Origin of the sequence: Achromobacter spanius (assembly GCF_039673305.1) — a bacterium.
Taxonomy (GTDB): domain Bacteria; phylum Pseudomonadota; class Gammaproteobacteria; order Burkholderiales; family Burkholderiaceae_B; genus Achromobacter; species Achromobacter spanius_F.
This window is the reverse complement of record NZ_JBDJLJ010000038.1, coordinates 1-22360: the sequence shown is the minus strand read 5'-3', so window position 1 is coordinate 22360 and position 22360 is coordinate 1. Positions and strand designations below refer to the sequence as shown.

21 protein-coding genes are annotated in these 22360 nt (G+C 68.3%); 8 read left to right on the top strand and 13 right to left on the bottom strand.

Features of this window, described 5'->3' with window-relative positions; translation table 11 throughout:
* Positions 1–114: 114 nt before the first annotated feature.
* The 3 genes from ABE485_RS22625 to ABE485_RS22615 are packed head-to-tail and all read left to right on the top strand — an operon-like array spanning position 115 to position 3654.
* Entirely contained in the window at positions 115–987 is an 873-nt protein-coding gene (locus ABE485_RS22625) for a branched-chain amino acid ABC transporter permease (RefSeq protein WP_006216335.1), read from the top strand.
* Between the two features lie 3 nt (positions 988–990).
* Positions 991–2913, top strand: coding sequence for a branched-chain amino acid ABC transporter ATP-binding protein/permease (locus ABE485_RS22620; RefSeq protein WP_346517497.1), 1923 nt, complete (start codon positions 991–993; stop codon positions 2911–2913).
* A gap of 18 nt (positions 2914–2931) precedes the next feature.
* Entirely contained in the window at positions 2932–3654 is a 723-nt protein-coding gene (locus ABE485_RS22615) for an ABC transporter ATP-binding protein (RefSeq protein WP_054430713.1), read from the top strand.
* Between the two features lie 1271 nt (positions 3655–4925).
* Here the strand turns inward: ABE485_RS22615 and ABE485_RS22610 are convergent.
* From ABE485_RS22610 to ABE485_RS22585, 6 genes are all read right to left on the bottom strand, one after another.
* Positions 4926–5666: a lysophospholipid acyltransferase family protein gene (locus tag ABE485_RS22610; RefSeq protein WP_346517496.1), complete on the bottom strand. Its 741-nt coding sequence runs from the start codon at positions 5664–5666 to the stop codon at positions 4926–4928.
* Positions 5663–6952, bottom strand: coding sequence for a dihydroorotase (locus ABE485_RS22605; RefSeq protein WP_346517495.1), 1290 nt, complete (start codon positions 6950–6952; stop codon positions 5663–5665). Before ABE485_RS22605 ends, ABE485_RS22610 begins: the two co-directional genes overlap by 4 nt.
* Positions 6949–7869 (bottom strand): aspartate carbamoyltransferase, encoded by a 921-nt coding sequence (locus tag ABE485_RS22600; RefSeq protein WP_346517494.1) that lies wholly within the window; start codon positions 7867–7869, stop codon positions 6949–6951. The genes ABE485_RS22605 and ABE485_RS22600 overlap by 4 nt, the downstream gene beginning before the upstream one ends.
* A gap of 21 nt (positions 7870–7890) precedes the next feature.
* Positions 7891–8292: a Holliday junction resolvase RuvX gene (ruvX, locus tag ABE485_RS22595; protein ID WP_346517493.1), complete on the bottom strand. Its 402-nt coding sequence runs from the start codon at positions 8290–8292 to the stop codon at positions 7891–7893.
* On the bottom strand, positions 8285–8872 hold the full coding sequence (locus ABE485_RS22590; protein WP_346517492.1) for a YqgE/AlgH family protein: 588 nt from the start codon (positions 8870–8872) through the stop codon (positions 8285–8287). Before ABE485_RS22590 ends, ruvX begins: the two co-directional genes overlap by 8 nt.
* A gap of 144 nt (positions 8873–9016) precedes the next feature.
* Entirely contained in the window at positions 9017–9181 is a 165-nt protein-coding gene (locus ABE485_RS22585) for a rubredoxin (protein WP_003814980.1), read from the bottom strand.
* Positions 9182–9338: 157 nt separating this feature from the next.
* On the opposite strand from ABE485_RS22585, the gene ABE485_RS22580 reads away from it, so the two are divergent.
* Genes ABE485_RS22580 through hemL form a run of 3 tightly spaced genes read left to right on the top strand, consistent with a single transcriptional unit; the run spans position 9339 to position 12093 of the window.
* Positions 9339–10148, top strand: coding sequence for a hydroxymethylpyrimidine/phosphomethylpyrimidine kinase (locus ABE485_RS22580; RefSeq protein ID WP_430795457.1), 810 nt, complete (start codon positions 9339–9341; stop codon positions 10146–10148).
* Positions 10145–10810, top strand: coding sequence for a thiamine phosphate synthase (gene thiE / locus ABE485_RS22575; protein ID WP_346517491.1), 666 nt, complete (start codon positions 10145–10147; stop codon positions 10808–10810). Before ABE485_RS22580 ends, thiE begins: the two co-directional genes overlap by 4 nt.
* Positions 10811–10815: 5 nt before the next feature.
* Complete coding sequence (gene hemL / locus ABE485_RS22570) at positions 10816–12093, top strand: glutamate-1-semialdehyde 2,1-aminomutase (RefSeq protein WP_346517490.1); 1278 nt, start codon at positions 10816–10818, stop codon at positions 12091–12093.
* Positions 12094–12127: 34 nt separating this feature from the next.
* On the opposite strand, the gene ABE485_RS22565 is transcribed toward hemL, so the two are convergent.
* Complete coding sequence (locus ABE485_RS22565) at positions 12128–12886, bottom strand: lytic transglycosylase domain-containing protein (protein WP_346517489.1); 759 nt, start codon at positions 12884–12886, stop codon at positions 12128–12130.
* Positions 12887–13157: 271 nt separating this feature from the next.
* Between ABE485_RS22565 and ABE485_RS22560 the strand changes: the two genes are divergently transcribed.
* Positions 13158–14936, top strand: a complete 1779-nt coding sequence (locus tag ABE485_RS22560) for a DUF342 domain-containing protein (protein ID WP_346517488.1) — start codon at positions 13158–13160, stop codon at positions 14934–14936.
* A gap of 31 nt (positions 14937–14967) precedes the next feature.
* Here ABE485_RS22560 and ABE485_RS22555 read toward each other — a convergent pair whose 3' ends face one another.
* From ABE485_RS22555 to ABE485_RS22530, 6 genes are read right to left on the bottom strand one after another with little or no spacing between them, the layout of a single operon-like run.
* The gene (locus tag ABE485_RS22555; protein WP_346517487.1) at positions 14968–15786 is read right to left on the bottom strand and encodes an SDR family oxidoreductase; all 819 of its coding nucleotides are present in this window, start codon (positions 15784–15786) and stop codon (positions 14968–14970) included.
* 13 nt (positions 15787–15799) lie between these two features.
* Entirely contained in the window at positions 15800–16411 is a 612-nt protein-coding gene (locus ABE485_RS22550) for a cysteine hydrolase family protein (protein WP_346517486.1), read from the bottom strand.
* A complete protein-coding gene (locus ABE485_RS22545; protein WP_346517485.1) occupies positions 16408–16941 on the bottom strand; it encodes an aromatic-ring-hydroxylating dioxygenase subunit beta in 534 nt (177 codons plus the stop codon). The genes ABE485_RS22550 and ABE485_RS22545 overlap by 4 nt, the downstream gene beginning before the upstream one ends.
* Positions 16932–18278, bottom strand: coding sequence for an aromatic ring-hydroxylating dioxygenase subunit alpha (locus ABE485_RS22540; RefSeq protein WP_346517484.1), 1347 nt, complete (start codon positions 18276–18278; stop codon positions 16932–16934). Before ABE485_RS22540 ends, ABE485_RS22545 begins: the two co-directional genes overlap by 10 nt.
* 9 nt (positions 18279–18287) lie before the next feature.
* On the bottom strand, positions 18288–19532 hold the full coding sequence (locus ABE485_RS22535; RefSeq protein ID WP_346517483.1) for a dienelactone hydrolase family protein: 1245 nt from the start codon (positions 19530–19532) through the stop codon (positions 18288–18290).
* A 33-nt stretch (positions 19533–19565) separates the two neighbouring features.
* Complete coding sequence (locus ABE485_RS22530) at positions 19566–20744, bottom strand: ABC transporter substrate-binding protein (RefSeq protein ID WP_346517482.1); 1179 nt, start codon at positions 20742–20744, stop codon at positions 19566–19568.
* A 281-nt stretch (positions 20745–21025) separates the two neighbouring features.
* Between ABE485_RS22530 and ABE485_RS22525 the strand changes: the two genes are divergently transcribed.
* Positions 21026–22006 (top strand): AraC family transcriptional regulator, encoded by a 981-nt coding sequence (locus ABE485_RS22525; RefSeq protein ID WP_346517481.1) that lies wholly within the window; start codon positions 21026–21028, stop codon positions 22004–22006.
* The last annotated feature ends 354 nt before the right edge of the window (positions 22007–22360 follow it).

Genomic DNA, 22360 nt, shown 5'->3' with positions numbered 1-22360 from the left:
CCCGGCCGCCGCCGCCCGCGCCCCGTTCCCCGGGGCCCGGGGCATGCAGCCGCCTGAAAACAGCGTTCTGCCCAAGGGGGTTGGGACGGAACACAGCGCCTCAAGACACACACCATGATTCTTCTACAGCTCATCTATAGCGGTATCGCGCTAGGCATGATCTATGCGGTCATTGCGTTCGGATACCAGCTCACATTCGCCACGTCGGGCACCTTGAACTTCGGCCAGGGCGAAGCCCTGATGCTGGGCGCCCTCGTCGGACTCACGCTCGTCGGCCTGGGCGTCAACTACTGGGTCATGATTCCCATCGTCTGCATCTTCGGCTTCGCGCAGGGCGCGCTGGTCGAACGCGTCGGCGTCAGGCCGGCCATCAAGACGCGGTCGGAGTTCGGCTGGATCATGGCCACCATTGCGCTGGGCATCATCTTCAAGAACGTGGCCGAGAACATCTGGGGCCGCGACGACCTGCGCTTTCCCTCGCCGCTGCCCGAAGCGCCCATCCAGGTGCTGGGCGCCAACGTCCTGCCGATGGAACTGCTGGTGGTGTTCGGCGCGCTGGGCATGATGATCCTGGTGGAAATCTTCAATCGCAAATCCATCTACGGCAAGGCCTTCGTGGCCACGTCCAACGACCGCGACGCCGCGGGCCTGATGGGCATCAACACCGGCATGGTCATCACCTTCTCGTACGCGCTGTCGTCCCTGACGGCGGCCTTCGCCGGCGTGCTGGTCGCGCCCTTGACGCTGACCGGCGCCACCATGGGCGCGGTGCTGGGCCTGAAGGCTTTCGCCGTTGCGATCATCGGCGGCCTGTCCAGCGGGATGGGCGTGGTGGTGGGCGGGCTGATCCTGGGGATCGCCGAAACGACCACCGGTTTCTATCTTTCGACGGGGTACAAAGACGTGCCGGGATTGGTGTTGCTGCTGCTCGTTCTGACCTTCAAGCCCGCCGGCCTGTTCGGCAAGACCGCGATCAAGAAGGTGTAAGCGATGAAACCCCTGCACCTGCTCCTATCCATCGTGGCCGTGGCCTGCCTGGCCGCCGTGCCGCTGGGCGTGACCAACACGTATTACCTGCACCTGATTGAAACCATCATGATCTATTCGATCCTGCTGTTCGGGCTCGATATCGTGGTGGGCTACACCGGCCAGGTGTCGCTGGGCCATGCCGGCCTGTTCGGCATCGGCTCGTACGTGGCCGGCGTGCTGGTCTTCCATCTGCAGATTCCCATCTGGCTGACGCTGCCCGCCGCCATCATCATCGCCGCCGCGTTCGGCGCGGTGCTGGCCCTGCCGGCGCTGCGCGTCACGGGCCCCTACCTGGCGATGGTGACGCTGGCCTTCGGCACCATCATCCAGATCCTGATCAACGAGATGACCTTCCTGACCGAAGGGCCCCTGGGCATCAAGATCTCCAAGCCGTCCATCGCCGGGCACGTGCTCACCAAGAGCGAGTACTTCTGGCTGGTGGCCGCGCTACTGGTGATCTCGCTGATCGTGGTGCACCGGATCCTGAAATCGCACCTGGGCCGCTCGTTCGAAGCCCTGCGCGACAGCCCGATCGCCTCGGACTGCATGGGCGTGTCGGTGTACCGGCACAAGGTGATCGCCTTCGTCATCAGCGCCGGGTTCGCCGGCCTGGCGGGCGCGCTGTATTCGTACTCGGAACAGTACATTTCGCCCAACACCTACAACTTCGAACTCACCATCCTGTTCCTGCTGGCCATCATCATGGGCGGCCGCAAGAGCCGCACGGGCGCGCTGCTGGGCGCGTCGATCATCGTGCTGCTGCCCAAGATGCTGGACGATATCGGCACCTTCCGGCTGATCGCGCTTGCCGTCGCCATCCTGGTGACCGTCGGCAGCGTCGTGGCCATTTCCAAGGGCCGGACGGAGCCGCGCAAGGTCGTGGTGCCGGTCGTCGGCACCATCGTGCTGGCGGCCTTCTCGTACTGGCTGGAAGCGGTCACCGACTGGCGGCTGACCATTTTCGGCGCCATGATCCTGTTCGTCGTGTACTACCTGCCCGACGGCATCGTGGGCTTCGTGCGAAACCTGTTCTTCTCCAACCGCCGCGCCGCGCTGGCGGTCAAGAAAGACCTGGTGAAAGAGCAGGAAGCCGTGCCCGACGCCGTTGCCGGCAAGGGCGAGACCCTGCTGGCGGCCAAGAGCGTGCTGATGCAGTTCGGCGGCCTGAAGGCGCTGAACCAGGTGGACCTGACCGTCAAGCGCGGCACGATCCACGGGCTGATCGGGCCCAACGGCTCGGGCAAGAGCACGATGATGAACGTGCTGACGGGCATCTACGTGCCGACGGCCGGCGCCGTGGAGTTCTCCGGCAAGTCGCTGGTCGGCCTGGCTCCGGCGGACATCGCGGAAGCGGGCATCGCGCGCACCTTCCAGAACGTCCAGCTCTTTGGCGAGATGACCGCGCTGGAGAACGTGCTGGTGGGCCTGCATCACACCTTCACCACCGGATTGGGCGGCATCGCGCTGCGCACGCCCAAATGGAAGGCAGAGGAACAAGGCGCACGGGCCCGCGCGATGGCGCTGCTGGAATTCGTGGGCCTGGAGTCGCTGGCCAGCGAAGAGGCCCGCAACCTGCCCTACGGCAAACAGCGCCTGCTGGAGATCGCCCGCGCCCTGGCGCTGGATCCTCAGCTGCTGCTGCTGGACGAACCCGCAGCCGGCCTGACCGCGCCCGACATCGTCGAGCTGCTGGCCATCATCCGCAAGGTGCGCGACCACGGCATCACGCTGATCCTCATCGAACACCACATGGACGTGGTGATGGGAGTCTGCGACACCGTGTCGGTGCTGGACTTCGGCCAGAAGATCGCCGAGGGCCTGCCCAACGAAGTGCAAAGCAACGCCAAGGTCATCGAGGCGTATCTGGGCGGCGCGCCCGCCTGACGCCAAGGGGACAACAAGATGCTATCGATCAAGAATCTGGAAGCGGGCTACGGCAAGGTGAAGGTGCTGCACGGCATCAGCATGGAAGTGCCGAAGGCCAAGGTGGTGACGCTGATCGGCTCGAACGGCGCCGGCAAGACCACGACGATGCGGGCGCTGTCCGGCATGATCCGTCCGACCGCGGGCGAGGTCACGCTGGGCGGCAAGCGCATCGACGGGCTGGAATCCCACCGCATCGCGCGGCTGGGCCTGGCCCACTCGCCGGAAGGTCGTCGGGTGTTTCCGACGCTCTCGGTCACCGATAACCTGCTGCTGGGTGCGTTCCCGCGCCTGACCGGCAGCCGTCCCAAAGGCGACGTGCAGGCGGACCTGGGGCGGGCGATGGACCTGTTTCCGCGCCTGAAGGAACGGCGCGACCAACTCGCGGGCACATTGTCGGGCGGCGAACAGCAGATGCTGGCCATGGCGCGCGCGGTGATGCTGAATCCGGAGCTGGTGCTGCTGGACGAGCCGTCGATGGGGCTGGCGCCGATTCTCGTTGAAGAAGTGTTCCGGATCATTGCGCGGCTGAAGGACGAGGGCGTCACGATGCTGCTGGTGGAACAGTTCGCGGCGGCGGCGCTGAACGTGGCCGATTACGGGTATGTGCTGGAGAACGGGCGGATTTCCGTGCACGGGAGTGCGGAGAAGTTGAAGCATGATCCGGCTGTGGTGGCGGCTTATTTGGGCGGATCGCATTAGGATTGAATGAGCTCGTCATGCCGTTGCGAGCGGCGTGGTCGAGTTCTTCAGACGCCCGGCACGGCGGGAGCCTGGGCGGCGCTGGGCTGCGATTGCGGTCGGGTGCGTTCGCTCCGGACTACCCCGTCGTCATCTTCGTCGCGGCCTTCGGCCGCTCCTTCAGATTCCCTCGGGCTTATCGACGCCCCGCGCCGCCCAGGCTCCCGCCGCACCAGGCTTTGCTCCTGGAAACTTCACGGGCGCTGGGACGGGCGGAGTTCTTAAGGTTCTCGCCCAGTCTTGGGGAAGAAAGGAATATCTTGCGGGGCCCGCTCCCGGCCGGCCGCGCGGGCGGCCTCTGGGAGCTTACGCGGTGTCTTGCGTCGCAGAGATATCGCTTCGCGTGTGGCGGTGCTTTGTCTGGGTTCTTGCCCCGGGTTTTTGATCTGTGGAAAATCTTGCGTTGCTCGCCCCTGGTCGGCCGCGCGGGCGGCCTCGGGGGCTTTGGCGGTGTCTTTCGGTTCGCGGTGCCGCTGCGCGACTGCGAGGCATTCTGTTGGCGGGGCCCGCCTCAATACGGCCGCGCGGGCGGCCTATTGAGGCTTACGCGGCATCATGCGTCGCATGGATGACGCATCGCGCGTCGATGGTCTAGCAGCTATCAGACACTCAACGCGTGAAGTCGCTGCACCCCATCGGGCATCAACGAACTGACCGCCACAATCATCATTTCAACTCCAGTGCCGGATGGGCGGCGCGCGCGTGCGGATACGCAGTAGCAGGCTACTCGCCATCGCGCGCCGCCCATCACCGCTCCCCCCCTGCCGACAAGCGCCATCAGCACACCACTCGGCGTGTGCGCGCAAGCGCACTCCCATCGATGGCCAGATGCCCATATGCCAATTGTGGCCGCCCGCGCGGCCGCAATTCGGCGTCCGCGCAGATTCCATACCCTGACCACAGCTCTTGTAGCGCACCAGGCCAAGACATACGTAGCCCGGCGTCGCGGGCACCGTGGCTGCGAGCAACCTCGATGCGCCCGAGGGAATCTGAAGGAACGGCCGCAGGCCGTGACGAAGATGACGAGGGGGGGCCCGCCTAGGGAAGTCCGGAGCGAATGCTCCGGACCGCAATCGGAGCCCCGCGCACCCCAGGCCCCCGTCACGCCGGGCGTCTTAAGAACGCCACCCGCCTACAGAACAACAGCCAACTCGACCCGCATCAAAAAAAAGACCAAAGCCAAGACAGCAAAGCCCGCTATCTCCTGCAACTGCAACTAAGCAGATCCAATCTCAAAGCACGCCCAGAATCGCATCCCGAGCCTGATGCGACAGCTCCAGCCGCGTGGGCAGGCTGCCATCCGGATGCCGCGCCGCCAACGGCGGCAAAAACACGACCTCGACCGCCAGCCCCGTCACGCCCAGCACGCGCCACAGATTCGCAACCAGCGATTCCTCGCCCACGAACGCCGCGTAGCCGCTGCGCTTGCCGTGCTGCATGAATCGCAACGCCACCGGCTGGATCTCGACCGCGGCCGAGCGGGCCGGTTCGAACAGGCTGGCGTGGAAGGGCAGCAGCTCGAAGCCTTCGCTCGTCGTGCCCTCCGGGAACAGGCCGACCGCGTCGCCCTGCTTGAAGCGGCCTTGCATCGACTCGCCCATCGCATGGACCGCGTGACGCTGGCCGCGTTCGATGAAAAGCGTGCCGGCGCCCGCCACCAGCCAGCCGATGACGGGCCAGGCGCGGATCTCGCTCTTGGCCACGAACGACGTCGCGCGGGCCGAATTCAGCACGAAGATGTCGATCCAGGAAACGTGGTTCGCCACCAGCAGCACCGGGCCTTCCAGGCGCGGCTCACCCTTGAAGGTGACCTTCAGCCCACAGGCGGCCATCAGCCAGCGCGACCAGCGGCGGTTCAGCCGGGCGCGGGCCGTGGGCCGCATCAGGGGATAGGCCAGGCCCACGCTCAGCAGGCCGAAAATGATCAGGGGCAGGACAAGGCTCAGCCGTAGGACAAAGCGCAGCAGCTTCAAACTGGAGTCTCCCAGGCCGGTTGGCCACCGACCACGGTGGCTCGCACTCGACCGGGCAGCATCATACCTGCGAAAGGTGTACGGACGCTGCGGCTGTGCAGCGACGCGGGCATGACCATCCATTCTGCGTCCAGGTCCGCCAGGCACAGGTCCGCGGGCGCATCCACGCCCAGGTGCCCGCACGGCCCGATGTGCGGCGCGACGGCGGCCAGCACGGCCGCCGGGCCGGCAGTCACGCGCGCCAGCGCTTCGCCGACGGGCCTGCGGCTGTCGCGCGCCCACTTCAGCGCCAGCGACAGCAACAGTTCCAGTCCGGTCGCGCCGGGCGTCGACGCCGCGAACGGCTCGGCCTTGCCGCGCGCGTCGACGGGCGTGTGGTCGGAGCACAAGGCGTCCACCGTGCCGTCGGCAAGGGCCGCCTGGATGGCGTCGCGGTCGCGCTGGCCGCGCAGTGGCGGATTCAGGTGGTGGTTCGTATCGAAGAAGCCGATGTCCACGTCGGTCAGGTGCAGGCTGTTCATGGACACGTCCGCCGTGACCGGCAGGCCTTCGCGCCGGGCCGCGCGCAGCAGTTCCAGCCCCGCCGCCGTCGACAGGCGCGCCAGATGCACGCGCGCGCCCGTGGCGCGCTGCAATTCGAAGATGGTGTGGAGCGCCACGGTTTCCGCCTGCGCCGGCAGGCCTTCAAGGCCCAGCCGTTCCGCATAGGCGCCGCTGGCCGCCGAAGCGCCGCGCGCAAGCCACGGGTCTTGCGGGCGCAGCCACAGCGTGCGGCCCAGGCCGCTGGCGTAGCGCATCGCGCCCCAGAGCACGCGCGTGTCGGCAACGCCGTTTTCGCCCTGCGCGAAGGCAATGCAGCCGGCCTGCGCCAGCAGCGCCATCTCCGTCAGCGTTTCACCGGCCAGGCCCACGGTCATCGCGCCCAGCGGGTGGATTGCGCACTGCCCGGCCTGCGCGTGGCGCATCAGCGATTCCACCTTGGTGGGCTCGTCTGGCGGGCCTTCCGCGTCGGGCGGCAGCACCAGCCGGGTCACGCCGCCGGCCAGCGCCGCGCGCAATTCGGACGGCGCGAAGCCTGCATGGCCCGGCTGCGCGACACGCGCCGACAGGTCGACCAGGCCCGGCAGCACCGCCAGTCCGCCGGCATCGATGCGGCGGTCGGCCTGGAAGCCGTCGGGCGCCGCGCCGACCGCGACGACGCGGCCTTGCGCGATGTAGAGATCATGCTGGCCGTCCAGGCCGTGCGCGGGATCGATCAGCCGGCCGTTGGCGATATGCAGCCTCATGGCGCGTCTCCGGCCAGCGCGCGCAGGACGGCCGCGCGCAGGTGCTGTTCAAGGATCGCCAGACGCGCCTCGACGGGCTCCAGGCCGGCCGCGATATCGCCGTCCACTTCGACGCCGGGCGCAAGCCGGCCTGCGGGAAGCAGCATGGCGTCGGGCCTGGCGTGCGCCAGGGCTGCGGGCGTCAGTCCGTGGGTGCAGGCGTATTCGCGCGCGGAAGGAAGCTGCGCGCCGCTGATTCCTTCGACGTTCAGCGGCATCGCGATGACCACGTCCGCATCGCGCAGGCTTTCCTCTAGCGTGGCGCAGGCGCGCACGCCCAACTGAGGCAGGCCGTCGGGCAACAGCGTGCGCGGCGCCGCGACGCGGACTTCGGGCACGCCCAGCGTGGTGAGCAGGTGGATGACGGAGCGCGCAAGGCGCGAATGGCGGATGTCGCCCACCAGGGTCACGACCAGGCTGGTGAGGTCAGGCTTGGTTTCGATGATGGCCTGGACCAGCGCCAGCGCGGGCAAGGGATCGGCGTGCCGGCCATCGCCCGCATTCAGGACGCGCAGCCCCGGGGCGGCATGCGCGGCGGCGCAATGGGCCGCGCCGCTCTGTTCGTGGCGCAGCACCAGCACGCCGGGCGCCAGCGCGCCGACGGTTTCGGCGAGCGCCTCGGCGGCGCGCGCTTCCAGCGGCACCGGCAGCATCGACAGGCTGGCCGCCGCGGCGGCAAAGGCTTCGCGGGCGGCGGCGTCCGCGTCGGGCAGGCACAGGAAAACCGGCATTTCCGGCGCCGGATCAGGCTGCGGATCGCCGGCTCCCATGCTCGCGCGTGCGGCCTCGAGCAGCCGCTCGACGTGGCGCCGGGGCAGGCCTTCCGTGGTCAGCAGGTGCAGGAGTTCGCCGCGGCGATCGAGTTGCGGATTGAGCATGGGCAAGACGGGCCGCGGCCATCACGCCGCGGGCAAGGTATCCAGATAGCGTTGCAGGATGACGGCCGCCGCCATCGCGTCGTCCGCGGCATGGGTGCCGAGCAGGCGCTGGGCCTCCATGCTGGAGCCGCGTTCGTCCACCAGTTCCACCGCGACGCCGAAGCGGCCGTGCAGCTGGTTGGCGAAACGGCGGCAGCGCGCGGTGGCGGGCTGTTCGCCGCCATCGGCGTCCAGCGCCAGGCCCACGACCACGCGGTGCGGCTGCCATTCCTGGAGCAGCGCCGCGATGCGGCCGAAGCGCGCGTCGCGCACTTCGCTGAAGATGATTTCGAGGGGACGCGCCTGGCGGGTCAGCGTGTTGCCGATGGCGATGCCGATCTTCTTTTCGCCGAAATCGAAGGCAAGCAGCGTTTCTTCAGGCATGGCCCGCGTCGCCGGCCAGCATGACAGGATCGATGCCCAGCAGCTTCAAGGCCGCGGGGTAGCGTTCTTCGGGGGGCACGTCGAAAATGATGTGGTCGTCGGCGCCGACGCTGAGCCAGGCGTTCTGCCCCATCTCGCTTTCAAGCTGGCCGGCGCCCCAGCCGGCGTAGCCCAGCGTGACCAGCATGCGGGCCGGCCCGTTGCCGTCGGCCACGGCCTGCAGCACGTCGCGTGAGGTGGTCAGCGCCATGTCGCCCAGCTTGATGCTGGAGCTGTAGTCGCCCGCGGGCGCGTGCAGGACAAAGCCGCGGTCGGTCTGGACCGGGCCGCCGAAATAGACGTAGGTGTCCTTGACCGGCCCGATCTCGAGCGTCAGGTCGATGCGTTCGAACAGCGTGCCCAGCGTCAGGTCGGTGGGCCGGTTGATGACCAGGCCCAGCGCCCCGCGCTCGGTGTGCTCGCACACGTAGATGACGGATCCGGCCAGGCTTCCTTCCACCATGCCGGGCATGGCGATCAGGAACTGATTGGCGAAATTGGCCGCCTGCGTGGTGGCGTCTTCGTGAAGTTTTTCCGTCATGGCAACCCCTTCGTGGGTAGTCTGAAAGAACCGTTGGAGAGCGCGCGAACGCGATCCATCATGCCTGGCGGCAGTCCGACGGTTACGAGGATGGGGTATGCCCCCATCTTACGAGCCCTGGCGGAATAAGTCGGCGGTACGGCTTCAGATTTCCATCAGTTCAAAGTCCTCTTTGCGGGCGCCGCATTCGGGACAGACCCAGTTCGGCGGCACATCTTCCCAGCGGGTGCCAGGAGCGATGCCTTCGTCGGGCAGGCCGGCCTCTTCGTCGTAGACCCAGCCACAAATCAGACACATCCAAGTACGCATAGTTCTCTCTTACATCAATTCCCCACCGGGTTCCCCGCGGCGGGGCAAAGGTGAGGGGCTTCCATTAGAATGGGGACAATCTTACCGAAACCCAATAGGGGTTCCCCTGATTCATGCCAAATGCGTCGCGGGCAACCCTCACTCCAAGCGCAGTCAAGTGGCCCCCGTTACTCCCCCTCTCGTTTTGGTCTTCGGTCCGCTCGATCCCTCGGGGTCGGACGGCCTGCCCGCCGACGCCGTGACGTGCGCCCGCCTGGGCTGCCACGGCCTGGCTGCCGTCACGGCGCTGACCGTGCAGGACACCGCCGGCATCGAAGAAATCCATCCCGTTTCGCCTGACCTGCTGGACGACCAGGCGCGCTGCCTGCTCGAAGACATGTCCGTGCAGGCCATCAAGGTGGGCGGACTATACACCGCGGAAACGGCAAGCGTCGCCGCGCAGGTCGCCGCCGACTACAGCCAGGTGCCGCTGGTGCTGCACCTGGGCCAGCGCGCCCAGTTGCCGGCCGACGCCGCCGACGAGGACGAAGCCGACGACCTGCTGGCCGCCACCCTGGAGCTGGTGCTGCCGCAGACAGACCTGCTGGTCATCGAACACCTGCGCCTGGCGCAGTGGCACGCCGATGGCGACATCGATATCGGGGACGCACCGACGCCCATGCACGCCCTGGTGGCGGCAGGCGCCGAGTGGGTCCTGGTGCTGGGCAGCCCCCAGCGCCCCGGCCATTTCGCCAACGTGCTGCTGGGCCCGGGCGGCCAGACGCACACCTGGCCCTGGCAGGCGCCCCCCGACCGCAACGGCGATGCCGGCGGCCTGGCGGCCACCGCCATCACGGCCATGCTGGCGCGCGGGCTGGAAATGCCTGAAGCCGTGCGGCAGGGCCTGGCCCACGCCGACGCCTCGGTCGCCGCCAGCTTCCTGCCGGGCATGGGCCGGCGCATTCCCAACCGGATGCTGCCCCAATGAAGCCCCTGCGTTTTCCCTCCGGCCTGTATGGCGTCACCCCCGAATGGGACGATACCGACCGCCTGCTGCAGGCGGTGCGCGACGCCGCCGCGGGCGGCATGCGCGCGCTGCAGCTGCGCCGCAAGAACGTGCCCGACGCCGTGCGCGCCGCGCAGGCCCGCGCGCTGGCGCCGCTGTGCCGCGAGCTGGGCGTGGTCTTCCTGATCAATGACGACTGGCGCCTGGCGCTGGACGTGGGGGCCGACGGCGCCCACGTGGGCCGCGACGACGAAAGCCTGGCCCGCATCCGCACCGAGGCCGGACCGGACCTGATCCTGGGCGGCTCCAGCTACGACGACCTGAACCGCGCACGCGAACTGCTCGACGCGGGCGCCGACTACATCGCCTTCGGCGCCATGTTCGCGTCCACGGTAAAGCCGGATACGGTGCGCGCGCCGCTGTCCGTCCTGACCGAGGCCCGTCGCCTGGTCGACGACCGCGACGCGCCGCGCCCCGCCGTGGTCGCGATCGGCGGCATCACGCCGGACAACGCCCCGCTGGTGGCCCAGGCCGGCGCCGACTCCATTGCCGTCATCACCAGCCTGTTCGAGGCGCCCAGCATCCGCGCCGCCGCCGCGGCCTGCGCCGCGCCCTATTCCGCCAACCCCAACCGCAAGTCTTGAACGCCATGTCCACCAACGCTCAGCTTTTCGAACGCGCCTGCCGCAGCATCCCCGGCGGCGTGAACTCGCCCGTGCGCGCCTTCCGCTCCGTGGGCGGCACGCCGCGCTTCATCAAGCGCGCGCAGGGCCCGTACGTGTGGGACGCGCAAGACAAGCAGTACATCGACTACGTGGGCTCCTGGGGCCCCGCCATCCTGGGCCATTCGCACCCTGAAGTGGTGCGCGCGGTGCAGGAAGCCGCCGTCAACGGCCTGTCCTTCGGCGCCCCCACCGAAGCGGAGATCGAACTGGCCGAAGTGCTGATCTCGCGCCTGCCGTCGCTGGAACAGGTGCGCCTGGTCAGCTCGGGCACCGAGGCCACCATGACGGCCATCCGCCTGGCGCGCGGCGCCACCGGCCGCGCCAAGATCGTGAAGTTCGAAGGCTGCTACCACGGCCATTCCGACAGCCTGCTGGTCAAGGCCGGCTCGGGCCTGCTGACCTTCGGCAATCCCAGCTCGGCCGGCGTGCCGCCGGAATTCGTGTCGCACACGCTGACCCTGGAATACAACAACCTGGACGCCGTGCGCGAGGCCTTCGCCCAGCACGGCGCCGACATCGCCTGCATCATCGTGGAGCCGGTGGCCGGCAACATGAACCTGATCAAGCCCGCGCCGGGCTTCCTGGAAGGCCTGCGCGAGGTCTGCACGCAGCACGGCGCGCTGCTGATCTTCGACGAAGTCATGACCGGATTCCGCGTGGGCCCGCAAGGCGTGCAGGGCCTGACCGGCGTCAAGCCCGACATCACCACGCTGGCCAAGGTTATCGGCGGCGGCATGCCGGTGGGCGCCTTCGGCGGCAGCGCCGACATCATGAAGCACATCGCCCCGCTGGGCGGCGTGTACCAGGCTGGCACGCTGTCCGGCAATCCCGTGGCAGTGGCCGCGGGCCTGGCCACGCTGCGCCTGATCGCCGCGCCGGGCTTCTACGACAAGCTGTCGGCCCAGACCGCCAAGCTGGCGCAAGGGCTGCAGGAGCGCGCCCGCAAGGCCGGGCTGCCATTCTCGGCCGATTCGGTGGGCGGCATGTTCGGCATTTACTTCAGCGACACGGTCCCCGCCTCGTTCGCCCAGGTCTCGGCCTGCGACACCGCGGCGTTCAACCGCTTCTTCCACGCCATGCTGGACCACGGCGTGCATTTCGCGCCGTCCGCGTTCGAAGCGGGCTTTGTCTCGGCAACGCACGACGACGCCGTGATCCAGTCCACGCTGGACATTGCGGAGAAGGTCTTCGCCGGCCTCTGACCGGCACCCCGAAGCGGCCCGCGGGCCGCTTTTTTCATGGCGCCTTGTATTGCTCGTACAGGGCGGTTACGTTCTTCACGTAGGCCTGCGTTTCCGCGTAGGGCGGCACCGCGTCGTATTTGCGCACCGCGCCCTCGCCCGCGTTGTAGGCGGCCAGCGCCAGGTCCAGGCGGCCGGGATACCGGTCGATCAGCCGGCGCAGGTGGCGCGACCCGGCCTGCACATTCGTCGCCGGATCCACCAGCGCGCGCTCCACGTCGTCCACCGACAGCAGCGGCGCGGCCGTGGCCGGCATGAGCTGCATCAGGCCCAGCGCGCCCTTGGGCGAGCGGGCATCGCTGCGAAAGCCGGATTCGATCGCGATGATTGCCGTCAGCAGCGCCTGGTCGACGCCAGAATCCTGCGCGGCGCGGGCGATCAGGTTGTCGTGCTTGGTGGTCGGCTTGATCGCCCCCCACATCAGCGCGGAAGCGGGGGCCGCGGCGGCCCGCGACACGCGCCGCGCGCCGTCGCCGGCCTCGGGCTCACAGGCCAGGCATAGTTTGTCGGCGCCGCCGCGCACCGCGGTCCGCGCCTGCGCGCGCTTGTAGTATTTGCCGTAGCCGGTGGGCACTTTCATCGTGCGCCAGACACCGAACGGATCCTTGTAGCGGTAGGTCTCGGCGGCGTGGGCGGGCGCGGAGCTCGCCAGCGCCAGAGCGCCCGTCGCCAGGGCCGCCACCGCCGCCATCCCGCCGGCGCGCGCCAGGAGGGCGCGCATGGCCGAAAGAATGGGGGTGGGTGGTTGGGACATGGGACGGGGCTCCGGCGGCGTCCTGAGACGCGTTGGCGAGCCCCTATGCTGCTTGCGCCCATGCCGGTTTGTCTTTCCTGCCGATGCCCTAGTGCCGGTCGGCGCCCCGGTTTCACAGGGAAAAACGGGGACATAACTAAGCCATGCGGCCGATAAATTTGCCGTTACTGGCCAGTAACCCCCGACGCTGCTTAGAATATGACGTAATATTTCGTTCAATTACTAAATGATTGAACCTGGCCGACTCGTGCCGGGCAGGAGAGAGGGTGAAATGGGCGCAGAAAACATGCTCCAGTTGCTGCTGGACGCCGAGACCAACGTCCTGACTGCGGTCTACACGCCGCCGCCCCGGCCCGCTCCCGCCGGCGCCGGGCCGGACGAGTCGGCCGTGCCAGGCGTAGCGCCCGCCCCCGCCGCCTCGTCAACGGATACCCAGGCGGACGAAAGCGCGGGCGACATTGCCGTCGAAACCGATGAGTCCGAGATCGCCGATGCCCCCGTGGTCAACACCGACCTGCCCAGCTGGGACACGCTGGTTGCCGCGGCGGCCGCGCAGGGCTGGGCCGCCGAGGCGCTCGACAGCCACGCCATCCTGGCCTTCATCGATCTGTGCCGCACCGCCGCCGAGCCCGTGCAGAGCCCGGTCGGCAAAGTGGTGGACGGCGCCTTCGAGATCGAACTGAACGCGACCCGCATGGCCGCGACGCTGACGCTGCACCCGCCCAAGGGCGGCAAGCCCGTCTCGCTGGAAGCGGTGCGCCAGGCCTTGGCGGACCAGGGCATCGTCCATGGCGTGCTGGACACGGCGCTGGCCGAAGCCGTCGCGCTGGGCCGCGCCGAGACCATCCTGGCCGCCCAGGGCACGCCGCCCACCCGCGGCACGCCGACCCGCTTCGAAAGCCTGCTGGACCGCCTGAAGCCCCGCGCCGAAGACATCGACGAACTGGCCCAGGTGGACTACCGCGACCTCGGCAGCCTGCTCCTGGTGTCGCCCGGCACGCCGCTCATGCGCCGGATCCCGCCGCTGCCCGGCGTGGACGGCACCAACGTCCTGGGCGAGGCCGTGCTGCCCGACGAACTGCCCGACACGCCCTTCTCCAAGGAACTGTCCGGCGTCGCCGTCGACCCCGAGGATCCGCTGCTGCTGCGCGCGGCCATTGCCGGCACGCCCACGCTGATCACGCACGGCGTGCAGGTGAACCCGATGGTCGAGGTGGACGCCGTCAACCTGTCCACCGGCAACATCACGTTCGAGGGTTCGCTGCAGGTGCGCGGCGACATCAGCGCCACCATGGAAGTGCGCGTGACCGGCGACGTGGTCGTCAACGGCACCATCGAGGCCGCGCTGGTGGAAGCCGGCGGCAGCGTCACCGTCAAGGGCGGCATCATCGGCATGGCCGAAACGCTGCACGATGCCTCCGCCGCCAACCGGACCGCCCACATCGTCTGTGGCGGCGCGCTGCGCGCGAAGTTCATCGAGAACGCCGTGATCAGCGCGGGCCAGGACATCGACGTCGAGCGCGAAATCCGGCAAAGCAGCATTGCCGCCGGCGGCAGCGTCAATGTCGGTCCGCCCAACACCCAGCAAAGCGCCATCACGGGCGGCGAAACCCGCGCCCTGCTGGCGGTTCGCGCCGGCACCATCGGCTCGCCCTCGGGCATCCCGACGCTGGTGCAGGCCGGCCTGGACCCGCACGCCGACATCAAGCGCACGGCCCTGACGCGCAAGCGCCTGAAGATGAACGAGGAAAAGGCGAAGCTGGAACAGTTGCTGATGTTCCTGCAGGCCAACCCGCAGCGGGCCACCGGCGACGTCGTCGAGCGCGCGCGCAACACGCACGCCAAGCTGATCGGCGACCTGGCCGCGCTGGAGGAAGAGGAAGCCCAGCTCGTGCGCGACCTGCTGCCCCAGCAGAACGCCACCATCGCCGCCACCCGGCGCTTCTGCAGCGGCGCGACGATCCAACTCGGCAACAAGATGCAGGAGTTCCTGGAAGACCAGGTGGGCGGCAAGGCCGGCCTGGAAGAAGGCGAGATCGTCATCCGCTAGGGGTCGCGCCGCGCCGGTCTTCCCGCAAGCGTCAGGCGCCGTCGCCGGGCGCCAGTTCCTTGAACCAGGCGCGCGGTGAAATGCCGCGGTCCGGTCCCAGGACCGAGAATCCGCCATCCACCGGGATATCCACGCCCGTCATCCACGACGCCACGTCCGAGCACGCAAAGCACACGGCGGCGGCGATCTCGTCGCCCGAGCCGACCCGGCCCAGCGGATGGAAATGCGCGCCCACCGCGTCGGCCGCCTGGCGCGAACCGCCCGACAGCTGCTCGACCGACGGCGACCAGGTCCACGCCGGCGACACCGCCAGGACGCGCACCCCCGCGGGCGCCAGCTCCACCGCGAAGTTCTTGGTGATCTGCAGCAATGCGGCCTTGGACGCCGGGTACAGCGCCCGCCCTGCCGCGCCGAACTTGCCGCCCGTGCTGCCCATGTTCACCACGACGCCGCCGCGCGGCAGATGCGGCGCCGCAAGCTGCGTGAAGATCGCGGCCGACACCAGGTTGGTGTCCAGCGTGCGGTGCCATTCGTCGCGGGTCGAGGCCAGGCCACGGTCCGCGTACTGGCAGGCGTTGTTGACCAGGAAGTCCAGCCGCCCGAAGCGCGCGAGCGCGGCGTCGATGGCTGCCTGGATCTGGCTGTCCTGGCCGATGTCCGTTTCGCAATACAGCGCACGCGCGCCCAGCGCCTGCGCCAGTGACTGGCCGGCGTCGGCGTTGCGGCCGATCAGCACGACGCTGGCGCCGGCTGCGGCGAATCCCCGCGCGATATCGGCGCCCAGCCCCTGGGTGCTGCCGGTGACGATGGCGGTCTTGCCCGCCAGGCCGGGAAAGCCTGTGAAATCCATGAATGCTCCTTGATCAGTCCGGCGCGGCGGCCCAGCGCATGGCCTGCGCCACCGAGCCCGTTTGGGCGATCAGCCGCATGCTGGCCAGCGACGCCTCGTGCACCGCCGGCTCGGCAGAGGCGCAGGCATCCTGCGCCACCATCACCGAAAAGCCGATGTCGGCGGCATGGCGGACCGTGCCTTCCACCACCGAATGCGTGGCCACGCCCGCCACCACCAGCCGCCGCGCGCCCAGCAGCCGCAAGGTCTCTTCCAGCGGCGTGCCATAGAAAGCGCTGATGCGCGTGTGCTTGACGATGAATTCGCGCGAACTGCCGGCCAACGGCTGCAGGCCGTCGTAGAACGCGCTGCCCCACTGCCCTTCCGGCACCGCGCCTATCGTGGCCACGTTGCGGAAGATGGCGCAGTTGGGCAGCAGGTCCGCGTAATCGGGCCGGAACGCGATGCGCACATGCACGATGGGCAACGCCTGGGCGCGCGCGCCCTCCAGCAGCGCCGCGGCGTTGTCCAGCAGGCGCTGGCGCGCCCCGCTGTCGGCATCCAGCCCGACACGGATCTTGCCTTCCGGATGCAGCACATCATTCTGATAGTGCAGCGCCAGCACCGCGACGTCCGCGTCCTTCACACGAACACCTCGAAGGCATCGTGCACATCGTCGCAATTGACCAGGTCCACCCGCTTCATGCGGATGCGCCAGCCATCGCCCTCGGCGGCCAGTTTGTGGGTATAGCGCCCCGCCAGCTGGCGCGGCTGGCGCTTGCGCCACTCCGTCATCTGGAAGACGGAATGCACCACCAGGTTGCCGCCCGCGTCCACGCCTTCGACCTGGACGCCGCCCACCAGCCGCACGGTGTGCGTGGGCGGCTGCTGCGACCAGTTGCGCGGATGCTCCAGGCGCCGGATGCGCACGTCGCGCAGCATGCGGTCTTCCCAGAACAGCGAGATGTGATCGTAAGGGCTTTGCTGGCCGGGCTTGCGCGGCATCCAGTACATGCCGTCGCCGGTCCAGAGCGCCTGCCAGTCGCCGTAGCGCCGCTCGTCCAGTAGCCGCGCCTCGCGGTACAGGAACTGCGCGATGCGGTGGTAGGCGTCGGCGGGCACGTCGGCCGGCGAGAGGTCGGCCGTGCCGACGTCGAAATCCAGATCTAGCAACATGCGCCGTCTCCCTTGGCCGTTTTTTCCGCGGCGGCGGGACCGGCCTCCATGTATTCCTTCCAGGCGCGGAACTGATTGCGCATGGGCAGTTCGCTGGTGCCGTTCACGGACACCATGCCTTCGGCGTCGCTGCGGTCGCTGCCGTGGTAGCGGTGCATGCTGACCCAGTCGCCGCCCCGCGTGGCGTTGCCTTCCTGGCAGCGGTTGTAGAGTTCGATGTCGTCCGGCATGACGTTGGACGACGGCGAATTGATGACGTTGGCGTACAGCATGGCGCGCTTGAACACCCCGTCCGGCGCCCCCTTGCAGCGGAATGTCTGGATCTCAATCAGCGTCCGGTCCACCGCGACCGGGCGGATCACCCGGAACTGCTGGAACACGGTATGGGGAGAACCGCTGCCGTAGATGACGGTGTTGTGGCGGTTCATGCCCAGGATCTCGCGCGCGCGATCCTCGCCGTAGGCGGCGGTCAGCGATTCGAAGTGCGCGCGCGACACGGGATCGCGTTCCGCGGCGCCCGGGTTGAAGATGCCTTCCATGTAGCCGTGGCCGTTGTCGTAGGCCCGCAGTTCCAGCTTTTCCCAGAATTCGTAGGGCTCGCCGTTGCCGTCCATGATGTGCAGCTCGAGCGGCATTTCGCCCATTTCCTTGGCCTCGTCGCGCGCGGCAGCATACGAAGACTCATGGGTGACGCGGGCGTGCATGGTGTCGTGCAGGTTCTCGTAGAACACCTTCCAGTTGGACTTCTGCATCACGCGGAAAATGCCGCCCGCCACCTCGACCTCGCCCACTGGCGACCGGTCGCAGAGATTGTCGATGGACGAGCGCACGCCGCCCAGGAAGTCTTCCAGCGCCTGGCCGTCCCGGGATTGGCTGGCGAACACGAAGCCCCGGTAGCTGTCCACGCGCGGCAGGCGGCGCATCGAAAACGACGGGTCCGCGGGATCGTACGACGTGCCTTCCAGGCCCTGCTTGAGCGGCACGCCCAGGTGGCTGCCGTCCAGCTTGAAGGTCCATGCATGGTAGGGGCAGCGGAAGAACTTGCCGACGCAGCCCTCGCCATCGGCCACCACCTTCGCGCCCTTGTGCGGGCAGCGGTTGTACAGCACGTGCACGCGGCCGTCGGCGGCGCGCACCATCAGCACGTCCTGGTCGCCCAGGCGCGTGGTGTGGTAGTCGCCGGTCTTGGGCACCTGGCTTTCGTGACCCACGTAGATCCAGGCGCGCCCGTAGATGCGCTGCATCTCCAGGTCGAAGATGGCCGGATCGGTGTACAGGTCCCGGTGCACGCTGTCGCCGCGCACCAGGGACGCAAGTTGCTCATCGGTATAAGGCATGTCGTCTCCCTACTTGTTCTCGCTGTCCTTCCAGCGCGCCATCAGCGTGTTGGAAGGCAGGGTCTCGTCCAGCAGCTTGGCCGCGGTCTCGCGGCCGGCGGTGGGCAGGCCCTTCGGATCCAGCAGGCCCACCTGCACCAGCACGCTGGCCTGGTCCCAGTAGATGTGCTCGTGGTAGAGCTTGTCGCCGCGGAATTTCACGATGGCCACCAGCGGAATCTCCACGTACTTGCCCGTGGGCGCCACGCCCGGCAGCATCCAGTCGATTTCCGTGGTGTGGGTGAAGCAGAACAACAGCTCATCGACGATCTGCGTCGCGCCCACCGTGCGCGACAGGGGCACGAGCCGGGTATCCGGCGGATTGCTGTTGACGAAGTGATGCTGGTAGAAGCGCGAAAGCTCCTCGTGGCCCACTCCACCCGTCATGGTCGGGATATGGTTGACGTAGGGCTCGGCCACCATCGTGGCCATCGTCGCGGCCACGTCGCGCGTGCCGAATTCGTATTCGCAGTGCTTGTCCCACAGGTACGAATAGTCGAATTCCGGGCCGATCGCGCGCTGCAGCGCCGCCATGCTGCGCTGATGCGCCATCAGCGCGGATGGCTTATCGTAGTGATCGCCGCCCGTGCGCGCGAAGGCGTGGTCCATGCCGGGGTAAACGTACAGTTCCACGCCCGGCTTGCCGCCCAGCGCTTCCAGGATGCGCTGGCGCGCCTCGGGCGGACAGAAGCCGTCCTGCTCGGCAATGTGCAGCACCAGCCGCCCGCGCAGGCTGGAGGCTTCTTCGAGGCTGTCCTCGATGCCGACGCCGTAGTAGCCCACCGCCACGTCCGCGTCCGTGCGGCAGGCGGCCAGGTAGGCCAGCTTGCCGCCCAGGCAATAACCCAGCACGCCCGCCCCGCCCTCCTGTTCGGGCAGGGCGCGCAGCGCGGCCAGCGTCGACGCGATGTCCTTCACGCCCAGGTCCACGTCGAACCCCTTGTAGAGTTCAAAGGCACGCGGCATGTCGGCGGGGCCGTCCGTGAGCTGGATGCCGGGCTGCTGGCGCCAGAACAGGTCCGGCGCCAGGACCACATACCCTTCCTCGGCCAGCAGCTGCGCCGCGCGGCGCATGAAGTCGTTGATGCCGAAGATCTCCTGGCACAGCACCAGGCCCGGGCCGCGGCCCGAGGCCGGCACCGCCAGATAGGCGCCGAAGGACTTGCCATCGTGCGAGGCGATCGTCACCTCGCGCGTCGTAATGCTCTGAGTCATGCGTATCTCCTGAATTGCGGGAATCCGGCGGCCCTACTTCATCTGGCAGGCGGCGGCGAACGGATCCTGGTACTGGGTCAGCACCGTGCCCGTCAGCTTGTTGGCCAGCTTGCCCCCCGCGCCCGCCTCGACGACACGCAGGTAGTAGTTCTGGACCGGATACTGGTTGCGATTGAATTTGAAGTCGCCGCGCACGGACTTGAAGTCGGCACGCCGCAAGGCCGGACGCAGGGCGTCGGCATCGAGCTTGCCGCCCGTCTGGCGCACCGCGCTGTCCAGCAGCATCGCGGCGTCGTAGCCCTGCGACGCATACAGCGTCGGGCTGCGGTTGTAGGTTTTCTTGAAGTCCTCGACGAACTTGCGGTTGGCGGGGTTGTCCAGATCGGCGGCCCACTGCGAGGTGTTGCGCAGGCCCTGGATGGGCGCGCCCACCGCCGCAATGGTGTCCTCGTCGCCCGAAAAGCCCGGCGCCAGCAGCGCGATGTCCTTGGACAGGCCCGCACCGTTGAACTGCTTGATGAAGTTCACGCCCATGCCGCCCGGCAGGAAGAAAAACACCGCATCCGGCTTGCTGGCCCGCAGCCGCGTGATCTCCACGCCGTAATCCAGTTGGCCGAGCTGGGTGTAGATCTCTTCCGACAGCCCGCCCTTGTACAGGCGCTTGAACCCATTGAGCGACTCGCGGCCGCCCGGATAGTCCGGCGCGATCAGCGCCACGCTCTTGAAGCCCTGGTTCGCGGCGTACTTGCCCATGGCGGCGGGGATGTCCTCGTTCTGCCAGGCCACCGCGAAGAAATTGGGATTACAGCCGGCGCCGGCATAGTTTTCCGGCCCCGTGTTGGTGCTGAGATAAATCGTGCCCGATTGCAGGATGGCGGGCATCACAGGCAGCAGCACATTGGAAAACACGATGCCGGTCATCACGTCCACGCGGTCGCGCTTGAGCAGGCGCTCGACCGCCTGGCGTCCGGTATCCGCCTTTTGCTGGTCGTCGGCGACCACCACTTCGGCCGGCACCCCGCCCAGCTTGCCGCCCGTGTGCTGCAGCGCCAGATTGAATCCGTCGCGGATCTCGTTGCCCAGCGCCGCGCCCGGCCCGGACAGCGTGGTGAGCAGGCCCACCTTGACCTTGTCCGCGGCCGACGCACCGGTCGCGGCCGTCAGGCAAAACAGCGCCGCCAGCGCGCGCCGGCTCCAGGAAATTCGATTCATGTGCCACCCCGTTTTCGCCGCCAGCCGCGCTGGCGGAAAGCTGACAGAACCCGTCTGCCGTCGGTACACGCATGCCGCCGATCCAAGTCGCCCAGCTTACGCGCCGCGGCGTACTCCCTCCAACAGGCGCGTACAGCGCCTGCAGGCAAGATTAGGCCGCCGGCCTTTCCGGCTCTATCCGAATACCGCCACGCTTATCCGGGATTCACTTAATTCCCAATGCGGCCCATTTAAATTAGGCTGCCTGCTGATACGGGATCGGTCCCGTCCCGGAGGCATCCATGCACGGCTGGTCCCGACTCGAGCTGGCGCCCTTGCTCAAACGGCGCGTATTCAGCTCCACGCAACAGGATGAGACCCGCGCGCGCGTGTCCGAAGCCCTGAAGGAACACCGCCTGACCTGGAAAGGCGGCCGCGTGGACGCCGAACTGAACCGGGGCCGATTCGGCTCGCTGACGGTCTGTACGTTGCGCTACGGCGCCGAAGTCCACATCGAACCCGACCGCCTCCAGGATTTCATGCTGGTGCAGGTCCCCCTGCGCGGCCGCGCCCGCATCGAATGCGGCGACGAAGGCGTCAACGCCGACCCCGACTGCGCCGCCGTCATCGCCCCCAACCGCCGCCTGCGGCTGCACTGGGAAGCGGGCTGCGAACAGCTGCTGCTGAAGATCCCGCGCGGCAAGCTGGAAGCCATGGGCCAGCGCGCCTTCGGCGAGGCCGCCTCCCGCCCCCTGGACTTCAGCCCCGCGCTGCGACTGGACACGCCCATCGGCGCCGCCTGGCGCAGCATGATGGCCAGCCTGATCCATCTGCTCCCCACCCTGGACGACGGCGCCCGCCGCCCGCCCGCCGCCTGGCTCGAGCACCTGGAAGACACGCTGGTCCTGCACCTGCTCTACAACCAGCCCAACACCTGGCAAACCCACGCCGGCGACGCCGTGCCGCGCCGCCTGAGCATCGCCGAGTCCTACATGCGCGAACGCCTGGGCGCCCCCCTGACCCTGAACGACATCGCCCGCCACGCCGGCGCCAGCGCCACCGCCCTGACCCGCCTGTTCCAGGAACACCGGGACACCACCCCGATGAACGCGCTGCGCGCCTTCAGGCTGGATGCGGCAAGGAACAGGCTGAAAACGGACATGGAAGCCAGCGTCACGGAAGTCGCGCTGAGCGTGGGCTTCGGGCATCTGGGCCGCTTTTCCGAGTACTACCGGGAACGGTTCGGGGAATTGCCCAGGGAGACACGGCGCGTGGGCGGGTGATTCCTGCGGTGCGGCATTGGGGGGGTGGGCATCGCATGCGCGACGGTGTCTGACGCCCGTCCAGGCCTATGCGCAATGCGCGGCGTCTCATACGGGTGTCAGACACCTGCACCCAACGTCCCGACGCAAGACACCGCGTAAGCCCCACGAGGCCGCCCGCGCGGCCGGCATGGGGCGGGCCCCGCAAGATCCACCACCAGACCCCAATGGTTGCCAAGAACCTCAAGAACCCATCCGCCCCCGCAATGCGCAAGCCCGAACGGTCAGAGCCTGGCGTGGCGGGGGCCTGGGGTGCGCGGGGCGTGTAGATGCGCCCGAGGGAATCTGAAGGAACGGCCGCAGGCCGTGACGAAG